This window comes from Mammaliicoccus sp. F-M27 (genome assembly GCF_022387115.1).
GTDB lineage: Bacteria > Bacillota > Bacilli > Staphylococcales > Staphylococcaceae > Mammaliicoccus > Mammaliicoccus vitulinus.
Genome location: NZ_JAJNIE010000010.1, coordinates 13,212 through 33,261 on the forward strand (window position 1 = coordinate 13,212; position 20,050 = coordinate 33,261).

The following is a 20,050-nucleotide window of genomic DNA, read 5'->3' on the forward strand; positions in this document are numbered from 1 at the left end:
AATGACAGAAACTAAAAAAGGCATTATATATGCTGCATTTGCATATATCATTTGGGGTGTCCTTCCAATTTATTGGAACCTCGTAAATGAAATAGGACCTTTCGAAATACTCGCACATAGAATTATTTGGTCCACAGTATTTATGTTGTTATTACTATTATTAACTAAACAACTTTCCATGTTTAAGCATGCAACAGTTAAGTTATTCCAACATAAAAAAATGTTGTTCGCTATCATTGCAGCAGGTTATATCATTACAGTTAACTGGGGTACATTTATATGGGCAGTTAATAACCATCATGTACTTCAAGCAAGTCTTGGCTATTATATCAATCCTTTAATGAGTATCTTTCTAGCATTTGTATTTTTAGGAGAACGTTTCTCAAAAGCACAATGGATAGCCATTTTATTAGCATTTATCGGCGTGATTTATATGACGTTTCAAGTTGGAGAATTTCCATACGTATCCATCATTCTAGCAACATCGTTTGCATTGTATGGATTAATTAAAAAAGTTGTAGACATTGATGCATTTAGTAGCATAACAATAGAATGTATTGTCACAATGCCAGCAGCATTGCTTTATATATTTTACTTATCGCAAACCGATGCCATTACATTTGGTATGAATGTTTCAAGCGGATGGTTATTACTATCAGGAGCAGTAACAGCTATACCACTTATTTTATTTAGTGCTGGTGCAAGAAAAATACCACTTTCACTAACAGGATTCATTCAATATATCGGGCCAACTATCATGTTCTTTATAGGTATTTTCTTATTAAATGAACACTTTGATATCGATCAATTGATCACATTCATATTTATTTGGGCAGGTATCATCCTTTATAGCTACACTAAATATGTAGAAATCAGTCGTAACCGCAAAAAATTAATAAAAGATATATAGAAATTTAAAAGAGGCACTTCGTAATGAAGTGCCTCTTTTATTTATTAAAATATTTCGCCACATGTTGTAGCAAGTAATGCTTTTATTGTGTGCATTCTGTTCTCAGCTTGTTGGAATACTTTTGAATATTCTGATCTGAAAACATCATCCGTTACTTCCATACAAGGTACACCAAATTTTTCGAAACAAAGTGCGCCCATTTCCGTATTCAAATCATGAATAGCCGGCAAGCAATGTAAAAATAAAGTATCATTTTTACCTGTTAAATTGATAAGGTGTTGATTCACTTGATAATCTTTTAATAGTTCGAAACGTTCTTCAAGTTGATCTTCTTCACCCATCGAGCACCAAACATCCGTGTAAATGACGTCACTACCATAAATACCTTCTTGAATATCGCTTGTAATTAACACTTCACTTTGTGATTTTTCACTAAGTGATTTAGCCATTTCTTGAATTTCTGAACTAGGATGTAGCTCTTCCGGTGCGACGATATGTATATTCACACCAAGTATCGCGCTTGTTACAAGCAACGAATTCGCTACGTTATTGCGACCATCACCTATAAATGTAAGTGTCTTTCCTTCATAAGTGCCAAAATATTCTTTAATCGTTAAAAAGTCAGCTAGCATTTGTGTTGGATGCCACTCATTTGTTAAGCCATTCCATACTGGTACATTTGAAAACTTAGCCAAGTCTTCTACTGTCTTTTGTTCATATCCTCTAAAAGCTATTCCATCAAACATTGAACCTAATACAATCGCTGTATCTTCAACAGATTCTTTTTTGCCTAATTGTAAATCTTCTTTACCAAGATACGACACACTTGCACCCATTTTAGTAGCAGCTACTGTAAAAGCTGAACGTGTTCTCGTAGAATTTTTTTCAAATAATAAAGCAATATGTTTCCCGTTTAAGTAACGATGTGGGATCTGATGCTTTTCTTTGAATTTTAGTTCTATTGCTAAATCAATAAGTGTTTCTAACTCTTCTTTAGAAAAATCAACTTCTTTTAAAAAACTCATCTTATTTAATTCCTTTAACATAGATAACTCCGTCCCAATGAAACCAGCTCCTTATTTATTTATAAAGATAATATTACAACATAGAATCTCATTTGTAAATAGTTATTCAATATATTGCATAAAAATACTAATACTGATTAGTATGACATATTAAACAAAAAAGATAACACAATTTCCTTGTTATCTATTGAAAACGGATACATTATACGTTATGATGTAGTCATCAAACAAAAGGATGTGTTTAGATATGGCAATGAGAGTATCAAAAGACAATAATCAAGTTCATATTCAATGGAGAGTCGCTGACATTACAATTCCAAATAATGAGATTAAAGACATTAAGGAAGATCAGGATATTCACGCTTTGTCTAATGAAGATCAGGATCATATCGTAAGAATTGGTTCAACTTTTGGTAAAACAAATCGTGTCATTATTGAAACAAATGAGAAAGAATACATTATTTATACACATGCTGATAAGAAAATTTATAACGAACTCACGAAAGCGTAAGTTTGAACTTTATAGCATTTAAAATAAACACCGCGAAGTCGTTTAATGATGACTTCGCGGTGTTATTTTTGGCATATATCATATTAAATATTATGATACATTTTCAATGCATGCTAACATATAGAAGAGGAGTGATGTTAATTATGTTAAGAGAATTAAATGGCTTAAATGCTGTTATTACAGGTGGTTCTAAAGGTATAGGTAAATCTATAGCTATTGCCTTAGCACGTGAAGGGGTAAACGTTTCAATAGCGAGTAGAAATGTCGAAACTTTGAAAGCAACTGCCGATGAATTAAAACAATTTGATGTGAAAGTTTTTTATAAAGAAACAAACATTGCACATCAATTAGATGTCCAACGCTTCATTGAAGATTCTTATCATGCACTCGGTTCAATAGATATCATCATTAATAATGCTGGTATTATGAAAAATAATTCATTTTTAGAAGTAAGTGAATCTGAATTTGATCAATTATTTGAAACGAATGTTAAAGGCATTTACTACGTATTACAAGAAGCATTACCTTACTTAGTAAAACAAAAAAGTGGCGATGTTATAAATATTGCTTCTATGTCGGGCTTAAAAGCAAATGCAACAAGCAGTATCTATTCTGCCACTAAATATGCAGTAATTGGAATGACTGAAGGTATTATGCAAGAAATGAGAAAGCATAATATTCGCGTATCTTATTTAACACCATCAGCTGTATTAACTGATTTGATTGGTGAAACACAATTAAAAGAAGATACAATGACGCATCCGGAAGACGTTGCAGATGTCGTAATAGCACAGCTTAAATTACAGCCAAGAACATTTATGAAAACAGCACAAATTTGGGCGACTAACCCAACACCAAAAGAATAGGAGAGATCATTATGTATGTAGTAACAAATAGAATTAAAATGAAAAAAGGCTTTGCAGAAAAATTAGCACCAATGTTTACTAAAGGTGGCGCTTTACAAGAGATGAAAGGTTTCATCAAAGTAGAAACTTGGAATATGCAAGATATAGAAGAGCATGATGAATTACATGTAAACATGTGGTGGGAAGAATTAGAAGATTTCGAAGTTTGGAAAAATAGCGATGCTTTCAAACAAGCACATAACCATGGTGGCGATTCAAATAAAGACAAAGGTGAATCACCAATGTTAGGATCAGAAATTGCGATAGCAAAAGTAGAAACAACAATTGAACCTAAATAGGGAAAAGCTTTTGTAAATAACATTTCTATCAAGCATGCACTATAAAAATAAGCATATCACGCTATTCACTGAAAAATATCAGTAGCGTGATATGCTTATTTATTTTGAGTTGAGCATGATGTCTCAACTTCTTTATTCATTAAAAGAATATGTGAGCTAGTATAACAATTATCGGAAGTGCAATTATCGTACGAATGATATAAATCATAAAGAGTTTTCCTAGGCTTACTGGTATTTTCGAACCTAGTATTACCCCTCCTACTTCTGATAAGTAAATTAATTGTGAAATACTTAAAGCACCTACAATAAATCTCGTCATATCACTCGGTACATCACTGATTAATAAAGATGGTAAAAACATATCTGCAAAACCAATCAATAACGTTTCAGATGCTTCTTTAGCATAAGGAATTTGCATTAATTCAAGTAATGGTACAAATGGCGCTCCAAGAATACTGAATGTTGGTGTGTACTCTGCAACAATTGTTGCTATTGTACCTATTGTCATTACGACTGGCAATACTGCTAACCACATATCCAAAATAGTCTTAATACCATTTATAAAAAATTGTTTAACCCCTGGTGATTTAACAGCTTTTTCTGTAGCTTGTTCAAACCCCCATGTAATTGGGTTATGTGTTTTAGGTATTTTCTCGTTTAATTGCTCAGTACTTCCGTTAGAGTATTGATCCGGAATTTGCTTCAACGGCCAAACTCTAGGCATTATAAATGCTGCAACAACACAAGATATAATAACTGATAAGTAAAACTTGAAGAAATAATCCATTAAACCAATTGTTTGAGCAATAACAATTGCGAATGTGATAGAAACAACTGAGAAAGTTGTTGCTATTACAGTAGCTTCTCTTCTCGTATAAAAACCTTGTTCATATTGTTGACTTGTAATCATAACTCCAACTGTTCCGTCACCAATAAATGAAGCGAGATTATCAACTGTAGACCTTCCCGGCAATTTAAACACTGGTCTCATTACAGGTGCAAACATAGGCCCTAAAAATTCTAGTAAACCGAAGTCCATTAACAACGGAAGGAATAAACCTGCAAAGAAAAATACAGCTAATAAAGTTGGTAATAAATCATTATAAACCATTAAACCTGTGTTTTCGTTTATTACAACACCTGGTCCAAAGTCAAAGTATATAAAAACAGCAAATATGGCACCTATTATACGTACAACTACCCAAATCCAATTCACATTGAACAACTCATTAGTTATCGTTCTTTTAGTAGAACTACTAAAAGCTGTAGAATAAATTAATGACATAACTGCAGAGACACAAATTAAAAGCATAATGATTAACCCTGCATAATCTCCTATCCAATCTAGAGCAGTATTTGCTAAAAATGCAACAGGTAAACTAGTTTCTGGATTGCCTTTATCATCTGTTACTGTTATTGGGATTAAAAAGAGATATATCCCTAATAATGATAATATTATAAATTTTAATCTTCCCACTAAAACACTTGATTGTTTCATACTTTCTCTCCTTTTCGCAAGACTAACTATACACAATAATAAATAAATATTCAATACTATTCATCTCTAATCTTATTATATATTTTTATGTAAGCGCTGTCATTTATTTTTGTAAAATAAAAAATAATAAAAGATAATAATATGTCCTAAAATTCATTATAAGTTATTAACTGAATTTTTAAATATTCAATTAATTGAATATTATCCGTATGATAAATTGATTGTTCACCCTTTTTTGATTCATTCTATACATAAAATATGAACTCATTTTACGATTGTTCGGGTATTAAATTTTGTCTGTATTTTTATAAATCACACTGTTATAATCATGTTTATATGTCAAAAAGAAGGAGTAATACGATGTCGAAAGCACGATTAATCACATTTATGTTAAGTGTATTTGTTGTAGGAATGGTTGAATTGATGATTGCAGGTATCCTTACTTTAATGAGTAAAGATTTAAATGTATCTGAAGCAATAGTTGGCCAACTCGTAACAGTTTATGCATTAACGTTCGCAATTAGCGGTCCAATACTTGTTAAAATAACTAAGAACGTATCTCCAAAGACTGTTTTATTAATAAGCATGGCTATATTCATAATAGGAAATTGCATAATTGCTTTTTCACCTAATTTCACTATATTAGTTATAGGTAGAATATTATCTTCAGCAGCAGCAGCCATAATTGTTGTTAAAATATTATCGTTAACAGTCGTATATTCTAGCCCAAGTGAACGCGGTAAAATGATAGGCCTCGTTTACACTGGTTTCAGTGCGGCCAATGTATTAGGCGTGCCACTAGGTACAAAAATTGGTGACCTAGTAGGATGGAGAATGTCATTTATCTTTATATCTCTTGTAGGTGTTGTTGCACTTATTATGATCACATTTAATGTAGCAAGCAATAAAATAGATACTGTTGAATCATCACAACAAAACCAAGGATATAAAATCATTGATAAACTTGAAATTATAAAATATTTAAGTATTACATTCCTTATCCTTGCAGCTAATTATGTTGTTGTCACTTATATCAGTCCATTGTTATCTATTTATGGTTATGATTTAAATATTGTATCAATCGTATTACTCGTTGCAGGTATCGGGGCAATAATTGGTACATCACTCGGTGGATATATAACAGACACATTAGGAAGTAAAAAATGGTTATTAATATCATTAAGTACTTATACAGTATTAATGGTAATATTTGAATCATTCTTACCTATATTATTCATTACGTTAATAGGTGTATTCGCATGGAACATCGTTCAATGGGGATCGAATCCACCTATTCAAATTGGTATTATCTCTCAAATTGAAGGAGATACTAGTGCAGCAATGAGTTGGAACATGTCCAGCTTAAATGCAGGTATAGGCGCAGGTTCACTATTAGGAGGCATTTTCGTTTCTTACTTTAATGTCGTTTCAAGTTTATATGTAGCAGCTGCATTAAGCTTTGTCGCATTTTTAATATGCTTAACTTTAAAAAAACAACCTAAAACTCAACAAGCAGCATAAAAAAAGCGACCGAAAAATTAATTTCGGTCGCTTTTTGCATTTAATATTATCGTAATTCTTTACCACTTTGTGATTGTTCTTCTTCATTTGATGAAGCATTTTTTTGTTCGTATTCTTTCTTGCTCATAACATCATCAACATGCATATTAACTTCAACAACTTCAAGTCCAGTCATATGTTTAACTTGTTCTTTTACTAAGTCTGAAACTTTTTTGAAGATTTTAGGAGCTGACTCACCATATTCTAAAATAACTTTTAAATCTACAGCTGCTTGTTTTTCTCCAACTTCAACAGTTACACCTTGAGTCACGCTATTTCCAGATGTGAAACGGCCAGTTAAGTTTGAAGCAAAGCCGCCTTTCATATCTAAAATACCTCTAACTTCTCGAGCAGCAATTCCAGCAATTTTTTCTATTACTTCATCTGAGAAAGATAATGTATTTGAAAATTGTGGTTCTTGAGCTTGAGCTTGTTGTTGTTGAGCTTCACGCTCTTGTTCATTTACACCAGTTTGTTCATTGTAATTACTTTTCACTTTGTTGTTGTCTACGTTTGCCATAATAAATTCTCTCCCTTAGTTTATAATTTGTTTTAATTTTTATTTATATGATTAGCAGTCTAACTAATTCTGTTCAGGAAATTCAAAAACTGCTGAGTACAGTCTTTAATATACCCCAGCCCCACACCTATTAAACATAGGACAAGAATTAAAATCGTTTTCCAAAAACCAATTGTTAAAAATAAAACTGCTAAAATTAACATCGCTATAAAACCAACAATTCTCCATTTATATTCTTTAATAAAATTAATGAATTGATTCGGATCTTGATTTTCGTTTGGCATAATCGGAACCTCCTATCCTTAAGTCTTATAATACTCTTGTATCACTTGTTTTTTGATCTCTAACATTAATCTCAATATTTTTTACAGGTATTTCAGAGAAATGTTCGACATTTTCTTTAATATCCGATTTGATACGATCAGTTAAAGTTTGAACACCACTTGTCTCTGAAACAACAAAGAAATCAGCTTTAATTGTTGCATAAGAATTCTTTTTCTTATTGTACAATTTAGCAATAACATTTGGTTGACGAACTTCATCGTATTTTTGAATTGTTCGATAAACACATTTTTCAACAGAATTTCTAGTTATATAAATGTGACCATCCTCATAGTCACGATGTAAGCCTGGTTTTTTATGTGTCGGTTTAAATGTTGCAAAGAACATTAATAAACCAAAGAATATTAGTACGCCCGCACAAGCAATCAACGTAGGTTCAAACCAACTATATTTTAATAATTGTTGTTGATAGCTCTTAATTTGGCTAATATCTAAATACATAAAAAGAAGCGTGCCTACAACTACTATTATGAATAAGCCTAGGAAAAAATTCTTTAATCTTCTCACTGGCAACTGCACCTCCTATGTAAAGTTCTATTACTACTCATAGTTATACCCCTAAAATGATTTTAAAAACAAAAATTTTATATTTAATTTATACTTTTTGGTAAAATTTTAATAAACTCGGCAAGTTGATTATATCCAATTTCCTTATAAATCTTATTAGAAGTTGGATTATTTAAATCTGTATATAATGTAGTATACTCAAAATCATTTAATAATCTTTGCGTTATTAACGCAACATTTCGACCAGCATATCCATTTTTTCTATACTTTCGAGGTGTATAAACCATGCCTACATGTGCAAAATAGCGACCTACTTTAGCATATTTCACAAAAGATACAGGCACTCCATCTTTTATAAAAAATTGACCCGCTTCATCCTCAATCCATTGTTGAATCAATTTTTCTTCTTGTTCATCTGTCATATGTTTTAGTTCATCTTCTAAGTTCATATCAATCATACTTTTTCTATACCATTCTTTTATTAAGTCATAGTCTTCATGAGATAAAACTTTCGTTTCACCTTGTACAGTTTGAAAATCTTTATTCACTTCATGACAAACATATACACCTTCTCTACTTTTTTCTTGCCAAGTATTATAAATATTATTTGCGATATGTATAGTTGAAGTCTTATCACCAGCAATGCCAAATTGTATATGATATTTATGAATTAATTCTTTTACTACTAAAGAAGTTATATCATCATTTATTGTTAACCGTACAATTTGTATAGGGTATGGTGGCGTATGGACGAGAAGTGCAACAACCTTTTCATCACTATATAGAACTGATACTGAATAATCATCATACTTTCCTTCATTAATAAAATATATAAGACGTTCCACTAAATTGTATTTACCTTGCTGTTTCTTAAGTGAATCAGTGACTTCATTCGGTATATTTAAATTTTCATATGATTTCCATTCCATTATTAATCACCCATTCTCTCATTATATTTATGCAACAATATCGTAAATATACACTATGTAATTGTATTAAATCAATATTAAATTACTTTTTAATTACTAAAAACATTATTAATTAAAGAAAAAGCTGAAATCATCAAATGACGATTTCAGCTTTTATTTATATATGCGTTGATTTTTGCATTAAGTATAAGAAATATGGTGCTCCGACTATTGCAACAATGATTCCTGCTGGTAAGCCGTTTGGTTCTAATACAATTTTACCAATTGTATCTGCTACTACTAACAATATAGCACCGTTTAATACTGCGATTGGCAAGTATAGTTGATGTCTCGGCCCTACTATACTTCTTGCAATATGTGGCCCCATTAAACCTACGAAACCAACTCCTCCTGCTACTGACACAGCTGCTGATGATAACACGACAGCTAAAAATACGAGAAGGATTCTTTCTCTATTATTATTTATACCGAACGCTACTGAAACTTGTTCGTTTGTACTTAATACGTTTAGTACATTTGCTTTATAGAATAGGAATGGCATAACGATGGCTAACCATGGAACAAATGCAAACACGAACGGCCATTCGTCTCCCCATATATTACCTGCAAACCATCTTGCTACAAATTCCATTTGATCTTGGTCAAATGTAGACATAATGGTAATAGATGCACCACTTAATGCTGTTGATAATCCTACGCCGATAAGGACCATTCTAACTGGGTTAATGCCTTCACCTTTTTTATGGCTAAAGGCAAAAATAACCATTGCTGTAGCTAACCCACCTAGCATACTCACAAGTGGTAATACATATACAAAGTCTCCTGCTTTAATCGTTCCGACAACTAGGAACAATGTAATCATAAAGCCGCTTCCCGCATTAATACCTAATATGCCAGGTTCAGCTAATGGATTCTTCGTGATACTTTGAAGTATTGCACCACTCAATGCCAAACTTGCTCCTGCCAATATTGTAATAATCATTCTCGGCATCCTGAATTCAAACAATATCATTGTATCAAGTTCGTTACCTTGACCAAATATCGTTTTGAAAAATTGGACAAATGTCATGTTGAATTCACCGGTTGTCATGGCAAATCCCATTGAAGCAATCAATACGACTACTAATATGATAAACGTAATACGTTGTTTTCTAATAATTTTAGGATGTATCATAATATTTTACCGTCCCTTCTCACAAGATAAAGGAAGAACGGTACACCAATAATTGAAATAACGGCTCCAATTGGTGCTTCTCCTAACATTCGCGCTATCATATCTGCAAATAGAAGGATAAATCCGCCTAACAAAGCAGATAAAGGTATCACACGTTTATAATCTGTACCTACCATGAATCTAACGATATGAGGAACCATCAAACCTACAAACGCGATTTGTCCGACAATCGACACGGCAATACCTGCTAAGAACATTGTAGCAACTAAACTCGTATATCTAACGACTGTACTGTTTTGGCCTAGTCCTTTAGATAATGTATCACCTAAGCTCAGAATCGTAAGTTGTCTACTCATAATGATAAGTACGATTAAAATAACGATAACGATTGGCGTTGATATCATAAGTTGTTTCCAAGTTGTACCACTTACGCCACCAACACTCCAGAATGTTAAAGTTTGATTCAATCTAAATATTAACGCAATTCCTTCACTTGCAGCAGTCAATAGTGCTGAAACAGCTGCACCGGCAAGTACAAGTCTCATAGGACTAAATCCTCCGCGTTTAGAAGAACCAACACTCATAACGAGTATGCCACCAATGCCTGCCCCAACAAACCCAGCAAGCATTAGTGTGAAATACCCCGCACTTGGTATTACTGCTAATGTCAGTGCAAGCATCATACTCGCGCCTGCATTCAATCCTAACAATCCAGGATCAGCTAAACCATTTCGTGTCACACCTTGCATAACAGCGCCAGATACAGCAAGAGCCATACCTACAATAACTGCGCCAATTTCTCTCGGAATTCTTATTTCTCTTAATATATTATGTTCCTCTATTTGAGGATTATAGTTGAAAATAGCATCATAGACCATTTGGATTGAAGTCGTTTTCGCTCCAAATAAAAATGACAGAAGTAAAACAGCTACAAGTAAAATAATTGTAACTGTTAAAATAATAGGATAGCGATTTTCTTTTACTGTTTTAGTTTGATTCATTACGCTGCCATCCTTTTATAACTTTGTATAATGTTTACATAGTAAATTATAAGTCACAAGCATAGGCTTGCCAGTTCTAGGATCTGTGGAAAGTTCTGCATCAATATTAAACACTTCTTCTAAAATTTCATTTGTTAACACTTCTTCAGTATTGCCTTGAGCAACGATTTCTCCAGCTTTCATAGCTATTAAATGATCTGAAAAGCGTATAGCTTGGTTAATATCATGTAATACCATAATAATCGTGCAACCTTGTTCTCTATTGAGCTCTTGGACAAGTTCTAATATTTCTAACTGGTGAGATATATCTAAATAAGTTGTTGGTTCATCTAAGAAAATAATGTCTGTTTTTTGAGCAAGGGCCATTGCAATCCATACACGTTGTCTTTGCCCACCACTTAAATCATTTATTGCTCTATATTTGAAATCATTTGTTCCTGTAACATTTAAAGCCCATTCTATTTCCTCTTTATCTTGTTTAGTTAATCTACCAAAACCTTTTTGATGAGGAAATCGGCCATAAGAAACAAGTTCACCAACAGTCAAACCATCTGCAACATCAGGAGACTGAGGTAATATCGCAATTTTTTTGGCAATTTCTTTAGTTGAGGTTGAATGTAAGTTCTTTCCATCCAGTAAAACTTCTCCAGTTTGTACATTTAAAATACGGCTTAATGCTTTTAGTAAAGTTGATTTACCACAACCATTTGGACCAATTATAGAAGTTACTTTACCATCTGGTATTTCTAAGTTTAAATCATTAACTATTAATTTTTCACCATACCCTATTGAAATGGCTTCTCCCGTTAAACGATTCATAAAGAACCCTCTTTCTATTAAAATTGAATCTATTTATTATGTTTGCTTAATTGTATAATTTTGTAAATGATAATGATTATCATCATCCATATTTATGTATTATATCATTTTATAGGGTCTTTTTCTATCATTTACAGAATAATTTCACCTTATATACATTTTTAACGCAAATAAAAACAAGCTAAGAATCTCCCTTTCTTAGCTTGTTTCAGAGTATCGACAAAGTCTTAGAGTTTGGCGGCATTTTTTAAGCGCATGCTTTCCGCGGGCATGTTCTCAGCCTGTAGTCTTCGAATCATGCTGTTCCCGCAGGAGTCAGCGCTAAAAAATGCCGAATATTAGCAAATCATTTTATAAATTGGAAATGACCATTTAATAATGTACACTTTTGATTGTTTAAGAATGTACAAAAATGTCTTGGATTAACGTCAGACTTAACTCACGACTTAGGCTATGTCTTGGATTAACTTCGGACTTAACTCACGACTTGGGCGATGTCTTGGATTAACGTCAGACTTAACTCACGACTTAGGCTATGTCTTGGATTAATGGAAATGATAATATAAAAATGTACACATATAAACAATCAATAATGTACATTTTTATAATGACATTAACACTTGTTTGGTGAGTCTTGCAACATACAGCATGTACTTAAAAGAAAAAACGAAAAAATATTATAGAAATGATTATTCTCCACGATTTTGTAAAGTGCTGACGCCCGGGGAAATAGTATGCGTGAGAGACTACAGGCTCGAACCATACCCCCAGGCAAGCATGCACTTTCAAAATCATAAGATTTTAAAATATAAAAAGATCTCTTCACTAGGCTCAACTAATGAAGAGATCTTTTATTTTGAATTTATATTAATCATCTACTAGGAATCCATTTCCGAGTACATCTCTCACATCATGCACGACCACAAATGCATTTTCATCAAATTTTCTAATCATACGTTTCGTTCTTGATAGTTGTGTTTTAGCGATGACTACATATAGTACATCTGTATCTTTTTTCGAATAATATCCTCTACCATTTAAAATCGTACATCCTCTTCCAATTTGCTCATCAATCATTTTAGCAATTTGATCAGGGTTTTGGGATATAATTGTTACGGCTTTTTTAGGATTTAAACCTTCAATGACAAAGTCCATAACTTTAGTACCAACATATAATGAAATCACAGTAAGCAATGCTTTTTCTAAAGGCATTACAGTTAGTGAAAACATCACTACGATAAGGTCAAAGAATAGAAGAGCATATGATGTATTAACATCTAAATATTTATGAGCTATTCTCGCCAGAATCGTCGTTCCAGCAGTTGTCCCACCAGATAATACAATGAGACCAATACCTAAACCGACCATAAATCCGCCGAAGATTGTATTGATTAATATTTCATTTGTATGCACAACCCATGAACCAGTCAGACCTAAAAATACCGATATTGCGATAACCGCTATTATTGTATAAATCGTGCTTCTCTTACTTAAGAACTTGTACCCCGCCGCGATTAAAATAGCGTTTAGTATAAACGTTGACCATGCAGGTGATATATCAAATGCATAAAGTAGAATCAAAGAAACCCCAGTTACGCCACCTTCACCTAAATTAGCTGATATAATAAAGGCGTTTACGCCAGTAGCAAATAAGAAAGATCCTACTAGTATTAATATCATATCTCGTAATAATCTATTTTTCATGACCTTACCTCCTTTTTATTTTTCAGCAGACATATAGATACTACCACAATCATCAAATCGCCTCAACATACCAATTTCAATTAAAAAAGTGGTAGCCAGTTCGTTAGCTACCACTTTCTTATATTACATTTAAAAATCTTTTTCAAATGGGTCTTGTATATCTTTCAGCACTTTAACTGAGTGATTAAACAATGAAGTTTCTTCTTCATCTAATGGTATTTCTATGACTTCTTTAATGCCTGATCTATTAATTAATGCTGGAACACCGATGTAAACACCTTCGTGTCCATACTCACCTTCTAAATATGCTGATACAGTGAGCACGACATCTTGGTTGTTTAGGATTGCTTTCGTGATTCGCATTAAGCCCATTGCTACACCATAATACGTTGCGCCTTTTGCTTCAATAATTTCATAAGCTGCATCTCTTGTTTGAACAAATATTTCTTCGACTCTATGTTTACGAGAGTCATCTTGCTCTATTATACTTCTTAATGGTTTACCAGCGATATTTGCATGTGACCATACTGGTAACTCAGAGTCACCGTGTTCGCCAATAATATTAGCATGTATACTTTGTGGTGCTACATCAAATTCTTCACTTAACAAATATCTAAATCTTGCAGTATCAAGAATTGTACCTGAACCGATAACACGTTCTTTAGGTAATCCTGAAAATTTCATAGTTGCATAAGTTAGTACGTCTACTGGATTTGTAGCGATTAAGAATATACCATCAAATCCTGAACGCATAATTTCATCAACAATAGATTTAAATATTTTCATATTTTTCGCGACTAAATCTAATCTTGTTTCACCAGGCTTTTGCGCAGCACCCGCACAAATTACTACTAAGTCAGCATCATTACAATCTTTATATTCCCCTGCTTTAACTTTTATTGGAGATGGGCCATAAACTGTTCCATGATTTAAATCCATAACATCTCCATTTACTTTCTTTTTATCTAAATCTATGATGACAAACTCATCACAAATGCCTTGATTGATCATTGAGAATGCATAACTTGAGCCAACTGCACCGTTACCTACTAATACAACTTTTTTACCTTTAAATTGTTTCATTATAATCTCTCCCTTTTTATATTTATAGAATGATTGTTAATATGAATGTCCACACACAGATGAAAATTAAAAATCCAATACTATATTTCAAAGTCATTTTAAGTAATTCAGACTCTTTACCAACTTCTCCTACTGCAGCTGTTGCGATAGCTATTGATTGAGGTGAAATGAGTTTTGCTGCTACGCCACCTGCAGTGTTTGCTGCAACAAGCAACGGACCACTTGTGCCTATTTGACTCGCTACAGTAGCTTGGATTGGCGCAAACAATGTATTGTTATTTACAACAGATCCTGTCATAAATACGCCAATCCATCCTAATACTGGAGAAAGTAATGGGAATATATGGCCTGCTTTTGCAATGCCTTGACCCATAGCGCCTGTTAAACCACCGTAAGTCATAATTTTAGCAATCGCTAATATAAAACAAATAGTTAAAATCGGTAGCCATAATTCTTTAATTGTTAATCCTAATAATTTTGAAGCATCACTAAATTTAAAGTGTTTAGATAATAAAATTGTAATGATGACAGATAATAAAATCGCTGTGCCTGTTGCGCTAAAAACATCTATTTTTAATGTAATTAATTTGTTTGTAATTTCATTCATTGTACCAGGAATACTAATATTCCAAACTAATGATGATAGTAAACCACCTTCCGCAAATAATCCTTTAAAGAATGGTGCACTCCATATCATTACGAAAATAGTTAAAATGTAGAATGGGCTCCATGCATATAAAATAGATTTAATAGAATGCTTTTTCGGTTGGATAACTTCTTGATTTGTAACTCTGTATATTTTTTTAGGCTGATAATATTTTGAAAATATTGCTAATGCCACCATTGATAATAATGGCGGAATAATATCAGCGAGTTCTGGACCGTGGAAATAAGTCATGATTAACTGCAAGCCTGTATAAGTTGTACTTACAACTAAAATCATCGGTAAAATTTCTTTAACACCTTTTAAGCCATCTAAAATCATAATCAATAAAAATGGAATAAAGAAATTCAAAATCGGAAGTGTAAGTATAGATATTTGAGAAACTTCTAATGCAGTAATATTACCGTGTAATGCTAAACTATCAACAATTCCAACCGGTATACCAATTGCACCAAAAGCACCAGCAGCACCATTTGCGATTAAACATAACATCGCTGCTTGTAACGGTTTAAACCCAATTTGAATTAAAAGTACACTACATATTGCAATTGGAACACCAAAACCAGCAACACCTTCTAAAAATGCATTAAAACTAAAACCAATTAATAGCAACTGAATGCGTTGATCTTGAGATATTCCTGAAATACTATCTTGAATAATGTCGAACTGGCCAGTACCATTAGAAACTTTGTATAGCCATACAGCCATTACAATAATATAGCCAATTGGTAGCACACCTTGGAAAAAGCCTTCCGTAACAGCACCAATCGCTACAGTATGCGGTAATTCAAATACAAAAAATCCAATAAATAATGTGACTATCAGTGTCGTGATGGATGCATAAATACCTTTCATTTTAAAAACTGTTAAACATAATAGAAATAATATAATCGGTATACTAGCAACAATTGCAGATAAAGTAACATTGTCTAATGGATTAATATTATTTAATAACACAATGAACAACTTCTTTCTTTTTTTATTTTTTAAGATGCACATCTTTTGTATTTGTGATTTATTTCACAATGTAAATATAACACCATCAATTCACTAGGTCAATAGGTTTAGCTTAGATTATGTGAAAAACTTCACGTAAAATTTTAGTATAGTTTCCCGGATTTTTTCAATCTCTTTATCCATCTACATGATTGCGTTTACATTGATTTGATAGAATTTTTAGCTTTAATAAATAAAAAAGCACACCATATACGGTATGCTTAATTTTAATTCTATAAAGTTTAGATTTTCTACATTTTACTCCGTCAAACTTTGTGTGTTGACGAAGTGTCTATATTTATCGTGGCTTTGTATCAACTCGTTATGTGTACCTGCACCTGTAATTTCTCCTTTGTCTAAGAAGATAATTTGATTTGCTTTCTTAATAGTTGCTAACCTATGTGCAATGACGATTGTCGTTCTATCTTTCATAAGTTCATTCAGTGCTTGTTGAATGTAATATTCACTTTCACTATCTAGATTGGCTGTTGCTTCATCTAATAACAAAATATCCGGATTCTTAATGAAGCTTCTCGCTATATCAATCCTTTGCCTTTGTCCACCTGATAATTTAGTACCTCTTTCTCCTATTTCAGTATCAAACCCATGTGGAAATTCCATAATGAAATCGTAACAACGTGCCATCTTTGTATAATGTATCAATGTTTCATCGCTTACCGCTTCATTAATACCATATGTAAGATTATCTCTAATCGTTCCTGACATCATCGCATTAGATTGCATAACATATCCTATTTTCTGTCTCCAATATTTCAAAGATATATCTTCTATAGATTCGTTACCATACAATATCTCACCTTGCTCTATTGGATATAATCTTTCTATTAAGCTGAATAATGTACTTTTCCCAGAGCCTGATGGACCTACAAAAGCTGTTACTTCTCCTGAATGTATAGATAATGATAAATCTTTTATAATGGTCGTATCATCATAGCCAAAAGATACGTTTTTAAATGTAATGTCTTGATGATCTGTTATTGGGCGATTTGAATCGCTTCCTTCTTTCTCTGTTTCTTCTTGATAAATTTCATAAATTCTTTCACTTGCACCAACTGCTTTTTTATAATCTGTTATAAACATAGAAAAGCTCAATATCGGTGCTGATAATTGAACCACATAGAAAATCATAGCGACTAACGTTCCTGCTGTGATGGCACCACTTGAAACTCTTATCCCACCAAATCCTAATATAATCGCAACTGTCAGTGTCATAATGATGCCTGATAAAGGTGAAATAATCGCTCTTATTTTCGCTTCTTTTAAACCTAGGTTATATATACCTAATAATGTTACTTTTGTTTTTTCTAATTCATTTTTTTCTGACGTTGTGACTTTCACTAATTTCATTTCAGTTAATACTCTACCTAGTATCCCGCTAAATTTAGAAATTTCTGTTTGTGTGTCCTTAGATATTTTTCCCATTTTCTTTCCTAATGGAATCATAATACCTATAAAAATTGGCAAAATAAGAACTGTCATGAGCGTCATTTGCCAATCAAGTATGAACAACATTACAATCGATCCTATAAGTGTAAGTAATGAAGGCAACACACTCGGTGCTTTTTCTGAAATGAATAAATTGATTACGTTCGTATCGTCTGTAATACGACTCATCAATTGGCCACTTTCATTCTTATCAAAAAAGCCCATCTTTAAATTGATTAAATGTTTCCAAAGCTTCGCTCTAATAGAGTAAATTGTTTTCTCACCAATTTTACTTAATAAATATGTACCAATCCCGCTCAAAACAGCATTAGCTAAAAATATTCCTATAAATAACCATACCATTCGTAAATCTAAATTTTCCGCATTAAATGTATCTACTAATTTACCGGTAAATAGTGGTACAAGCAATCCACTAAGACTTCCTAATATAGAAAGAAACATTGCCGCAAAAACCATTTTTTTCGGCCAGTCTACCTTTTTCAGTAAATATAGGAGAGGATTTTCATTTTTCATTTTAACAACCTCTTTAATTAATATAATGATTCTATTTGTATTTTACAGCATAATGCTATATACGTACTAATTATAGCAAACTAAATTCACAAAAATTTAATATTCATTTGTTTTCTTATTATACGTATGTTAAATAATATATGTTAAAATGGTGTAGTTAATTTTAAAAATAAATAAAGAGGTCTTATTAATGAAAAAAAGTCTATTAATATTATTTGCACTACTTATGTTGAGCATTCCAGTAACTCAAAGCGCATATGCTGCTGATAACCCAAAATCTCCGACAGAAGTTGCCAATGAAGATGGCCATGGACTCGGAGAAATATACGAACCAGAAGGCGCAATCAACTACAGTTCTGAAACTGGTCAAATTATGTATGAATATAAGATAGATGCCAAATGGTATCCTGCGAGTATGTCTAAATTGATGACATTATATTTAACTGAAAAAGCAATCAACAGTGGTAAATTAGATAAAAATGCTAAAGTTAAAATGACAGACGAAGAATATCGTCTATCAACATTACCTGAACTAAGTAATACAAAACTATATCCTGGTGATGTGTACACGATTTCTGAATTGATGCAAATTACAGTTTCAAATTCATCCAATGCTGGCGCAATGATTTTAGGTAGAGAAACTATGAAAGCCGAAAATTTAGCTTCTGCTAAAAAAATAGATGAAAAAGATAAAGATCCAAATAAAAATTCTGCTTCTAAACAACAAAAGAAAGATTTAGATTCTGATTTTGTAGATTACATGAACGAAACTGCCAAAAAATTAGGCATGAAGCATACAAAATTCTACAATGCTAACGGTGCATCAAACAACTTATTATTAGAATATAAAGCTAAGAGATATCAAACAGACGAAGATAATTATTCTACTTCTCGAGATTTCGCTATCTTAACACAACATCTCGTAAAACAATATCCAGATATTTTAGAGTACACAAAATTAGTAGCACCAACTGTTCACTACGTTACATATTATACGTACAATCATTCTTTAGAAGGTGCTGATATGTCATTAAAAGGCACTGATGGACTAAAAACCGGATCGAGTGATATCGCAGATTATAACCATGGTCTTTCAACTAAAAGAGATGGTTTAAGAGTCAATCAAATTCTTTTCGGTGCTGGAGACTATAATAGTGTCGGCGGTGAAAAAGAACGAAATATGATGGGTAACAGCTTAATGGAAAAATCATTCAAAGAATACGAATGGAAAAAAGTGCTATCTAAAGGAGAACAAGAAATTAATGGCAAAAAATATTTTGTAACAGATGACCTTTATGACGTTGTACGTAAAGGCGTTGATTATAAAGTTGTCCTAGAAGATGGTAAAGCTCATATTGATTATAATCGTTCATATATAAATGACAGCTATGGCCCACCAACAGTCAACGTGGAATCTCCTGCCAAGCATAAATTTAACGAAACAAAAGAAAAAGTCTCAAGCGATGATAATAGACCGATTATTATGACGGCTTCAATTATACTTGTTATAGGGATATTGTTATTGTTAACTTGGTTATTAAAACGTAAGAAAAATAAAAAATAATATTAAGGCTTAAGCCCGACAACAAATACGTCACTTTAGTGTAGAATAGTATTAAACTA

19 protein-coding genes are annotated in these 20,050 nt (G+C 32.4%); 6 read left to right on the forward strand and 13 right to left on the reverse strand.

All coding sequences use genetic code 11. From position 1 onward, the window contains the following. Position 1: 1 nt before the first annotated feature. Positions 2–910, forward strand: coding sequence for an EamA family transporter RarD (rarD, locus tag LQ598_RS10090; protein WP_107536948.1), 909 nt, complete (start codon positions 2–4; stop codon positions 908–910). A 44-nt stretch (positions 911–954) separates the two neighbouring features. Here rarD and argF read toward each other — a convergent pair whose 3' ends face one another. Continuing rightward, positions 955–1,956: an ornithine carbamoyltransferase gene (gene argF / locus LQ598_RS10095; RefSeq protein WP_016912500.1), complete on the reverse strand. Its 1,002-nt coding sequence runs from the start codon at positions 1,954–1,956 to the stop codon at positions 955–957. A 226-nt stretch (positions 1,957–2,182) separates the two neighbouring features. Between argF and LQ598_RS10100 the strand changes: the two genes are divergently transcribed. The 3 genes from LQ598_RS10100 (at position 2,183) to LQ598_RS10110 (ending at position 3,650) form a co-directional block, all read left to right on the forward strand. Further along, positions 2,183–2,446: a SunI/YnzG family protein gene (locus LQ598_RS10100; protein ID WP_016912501.1), complete on the forward strand. Its 264-nt coding sequence runs from the start codon at positions 2,183–2,185 to the stop codon at positions 2,444–2,446. Between the two features lie 143 nt (positions 2,447–2,589). Beyond that, the gene (locus LQ598_RS10105; protein ID WP_016912502.1) at positions 2,590–3,312 is read left to right on the forward strand and encodes an SDR family NAD(P)-dependent oxidoreductase; all 723 of its coding nucleotides are present in this window, start codon (positions 2,590–2,592) and stop codon (positions 3,310–3,312) included. A gap of 11 nt (positions 3,313–3,323) precedes the next feature. After that, positions 3,324–3,650: a heme oxygenase gene (locus LQ598_RS10110; protein ID WP_016912503.1), complete on the forward strand. Its 327-nt coding sequence runs from the start codon at positions 3,324–3,326 to the stop codon at positions 3,648–3,650. A gap of 139 nt (positions 3,651–3,789) precedes the next feature. Here LQ598_RS10110 and LQ598_RS10115 read toward each other — a convergent pair whose 3' ends face one another. Beyond that, positions 3,790–5,148, reverse strand: a complete 1,359-nt coding sequence (locus tag LQ598_RS10115) for a YjiH family protein (RefSeq protein ID WP_016912504.1) — start codon at positions 5,146–5,148, stop codon at positions 3,790–3,792. A 360-nt stretch (positions 5,149–5,508) separates the two neighbouring features. Here LQ598_RS10115 and LQ598_RS10120 point away from each other — a divergent pair, with 360 nt between their 5' ends. Beyond that, positions 5,509–6,669, forward strand: a complete 1,161-nt coding sequence (locus LQ598_RS10120) for an MFS transporter (RefSeq protein ID WP_016912505.1) — start codon at positions 5,509–5,511, stop codon at positions 6,667–6,669. Positions 6,670–6,715: 46 nt separating this feature from the next. On the opposite strand, the gene LQ598_RS10125 is transcribed toward LQ598_RS10120, so the two are convergent. From LQ598_RS10125 to LQ598_RS10175, 11 genes are all read right to left on the reverse strand, one after another. After that, complete coding sequence (locus LQ598_RS10125) at positions 6,716–7,228, reverse strand: Asp23/Gls24 family envelope stress response protein (protein ID WP_107537478.1); 513 nt, start codon at positions 7,226–7,228, stop codon at positions 6,716–6,718. Between the two features lie 59 nt (positions 7,229–7,287). After that, complete coding sequence (locus LQ598_RS10130; RefSeq protein ID WP_371868286.1) at positions 7,288–7,515, reverse strand: DUF2273 domain-containing protein; 228 nt, start codon at positions 7,513–7,515, stop codon at positions 7,288–7,290. Between the two features lie 22 nt (positions 7,516–7,537). Next, positions 7,538–8,077 (reverse strand): alkaline shock response membrane anchor protein AmaP, encoded by a 540-nt coding sequence (gene amaP / locus LQ598_RS10135; RefSeq protein WP_026023261.1) that lies wholly within the window; start codon positions 8,075–8,077, stop codon positions 7,538–7,540. An 83-nt stretch (positions 8,078–8,160) separates the two neighbouring features. Beyond that, positions 8,161–9,006: a GNAT family N-acetyltransferase gene (locus tag LQ598_RS10140; RefSeq protein ID WP_107537336.1), complete on the reverse strand. Its 846-nt coding sequence runs from the start codon at positions 9,004–9,006 to the stop codon at positions 8,161–8,163. Between the two features lie 157 nt (positions 9,007–9,163). After that, positions 9,164–10,180 (reverse strand): FecCD family ABC transporter permease, encoded by a 1,017-nt coding sequence (locus LQ598_RS10145; protein ID WP_016912510.1) that lies wholly within the window; start codon positions 10,178–10,180, stop codon positions 9,164–9,166. Further along, the gene (locus LQ598_RS10150; RefSeq protein WP_107537337.1) at positions 10,177–11,181 is read right to left on the reverse strand and encodes a FecCD family ABC transporter permease; all 1,005 of its coding nucleotides are present in this window, start codon (positions 11,179–11,181) and stop codon (positions 10,177–10,179) included. The genes LQ598_RS10145 and LQ598_RS10150 overlap by 4 nt, the downstream gene beginning before the upstream one ends. 15 nt (positions 11,182–11,196) lie before the next feature. Then, the gene (locus LQ598_RS10155; protein ID WP_016912512.1) at positions 11,197–12,000 is read right to left on the reverse strand and encodes an ABC transporter ATP-binding protein; all 804 of its coding nucleotides are present in this window, start codon (positions 11,998–12,000) and stop codon (positions 11,197–11,199) included. A gap of 867 nt (positions 12,001–12,867) precedes the next feature. Continuing rightward, positions 12,868–13,704, reverse strand: a complete 837-nt coding sequence (locus tag LQ598_RS10160) for a YitT family protein (protein ID WP_016912490.1) — start codon at positions 13,702–13,704, stop codon at positions 12,868–12,870. 129 nt (positions 13,705–13,833) lie between these two features. Continuing rightward, positions 13,834–14,787, reverse strand: a complete 954-nt coding sequence (locus tag LQ598_RS10165; protein WP_107537290.1) for an L-lactate dehydrogenase — start codon at positions 14,785–14,787, stop codon at positions 13,834–13,836. 22 nt (positions 14,788–14,809) lie between these two features. Then, the gene (locus LQ598_RS10170; protein ID WP_016912492.1) at positions 14,810–16,408 is read right to left on the reverse strand and encodes an L-lactate permease; all 1,599 of its coding nucleotides are present in this window, start codon (positions 16,406–16,408) and stop codon (positions 14,810–14,812) included. Between the two features lie 297 nt (positions 16,409–16,705). Beyond that, on the reverse strand, positions 16,706–18,427 hold the full coding sequence (locus tag LQ598_RS10175; protein ID WP_016912493.1) for an ABC transporter ATP-binding protein: 1,722 nt from the start codon (positions 18,425–18,427) through the stop codon (positions 16,706–16,708). 190 nt (positions 18,428–18,617) lie between these two features. Here LQ598_RS10175 and pbp4 point away from each other — a divergent pair, with 190 nt between their 5' ends. Further along, a complete protein-coding gene (pbp4, locus tag LQ598_RS10180) occupies positions 18,618–19,991 on the forward strand; it encodes a penicillin-binding protein PBP4 (protein WP_016912494.1) in 1,374 nt (457 codons plus the stop codon). Positions 19,992–20,050 lie beyond the last annotated feature (59 nt).

Bases quoted from the DNA above. Each gene is read 5' to 3' on its own strand.
- rarD (WP_107536948.1), top strand. From the start codon at position 2: ATGACAGAAACTAAAAAAGGCATTATATATGCTGCATTTGCATATATC.
- argF (WP_016912500.1), bottom strand. From the start codon at position 1,956: ATGTTAAAGGAATTAAATAAGATGAGTTTTTTAAAAGAAGTTGATTTT.
- LQ598_RS10100 (WP_016912501.1), top strand. From the start codon at position 2,183: ATGGCAATGAGAGTATCAAAAGACAATAATCAAGTTCATATTCAATGG.
- LQ598_RS10105 (WP_016912502.1), top strand. From the start codon at position 2,590: ATGTTAAGAGAATTAAATGGCTTAAATGCTGTTATTACAGGTGGTTCT.
- LQ598_RS10110 (WP_016912503.1), top strand. From the start codon at position 3,324: ATGTATGTAGTAACAAATAGAATTAAAATGAAAAAAGGCTTTGCAGAA.
- LQ598_RS10115 (WP_016912504.1), bottom strand. From the start codon at position 5,148: ATGAAACAATCAAGTGTTTTAGTGGGAAGATTAAAATTTATAATATTA.
- LQ598_RS10120 (WP_016912505.1), top strand. From the start codon at position 5,509: ATGTCGAAAGCACGATTAATCACATTTATGTTAAGTGTATTTGTTGTA.
- LQ598_RS10125 (WP_107537478.1), bottom strand. From the start codon at position 7,228: ATGGCAAACGTAGACAACAACAAAGTGAAAAGTAATTACAATGAACAA.
- LQ598_RS10140 (WP_107537336.1), bottom strand. From the start codon at position 9,006: ATGGAATGGAAATCATATGAAAATTTAAATATACCGAATGAAGTCACT.
- LQ598_RS10145 (WP_016912510.1), bottom strand. From the start codon at position 10,180: ATGATACATCCTAAAATTATTAGAAAACAACGTATTACGTTTATCATA.
- LQ598_RS10150 (WP_107537337.1), bottom strand. From the start codon at position 11,181: ATGAATCAAACTAAAACAGTAAAAGAAAATCGCTATCCTATTATTTTA.
- LQ598_RS10155 (WP_016912512.1), bottom strand. From the start codon at position 12,000: ATGAATCGTTTAACGGGAGAAGCCATTTCAATAGGGTATGGTGAAAAA.
- LQ598_RS10160 (WP_016912490.1), bottom strand. From the start codon at position 13,704: ATGAAAAATAGATTATTACGAGATATGATATTAATACTAGTAGGATCT.
- LQ598_RS10165 (WP_107537290.1), bottom strand. From the start codon at position 14,787: ATGAAACAATTTAAAGGTAAAAAAGTTGTATTAGTAGGTAACGGTGCA.
- LQ598_RS10175 (WP_016912493.1), bottom strand. From the start codon at position 18,427: ATGAAAAATGAAAATCCTCTCCTATATTTACTGAAAAAGGTAGACTGG.
- pbp4 (WP_016912494.1), top strand. From the start codon at position 18,618: ATGAAAAAAAGTCTATTAATATTATTTGCACTACTTATGTTGAGCATT.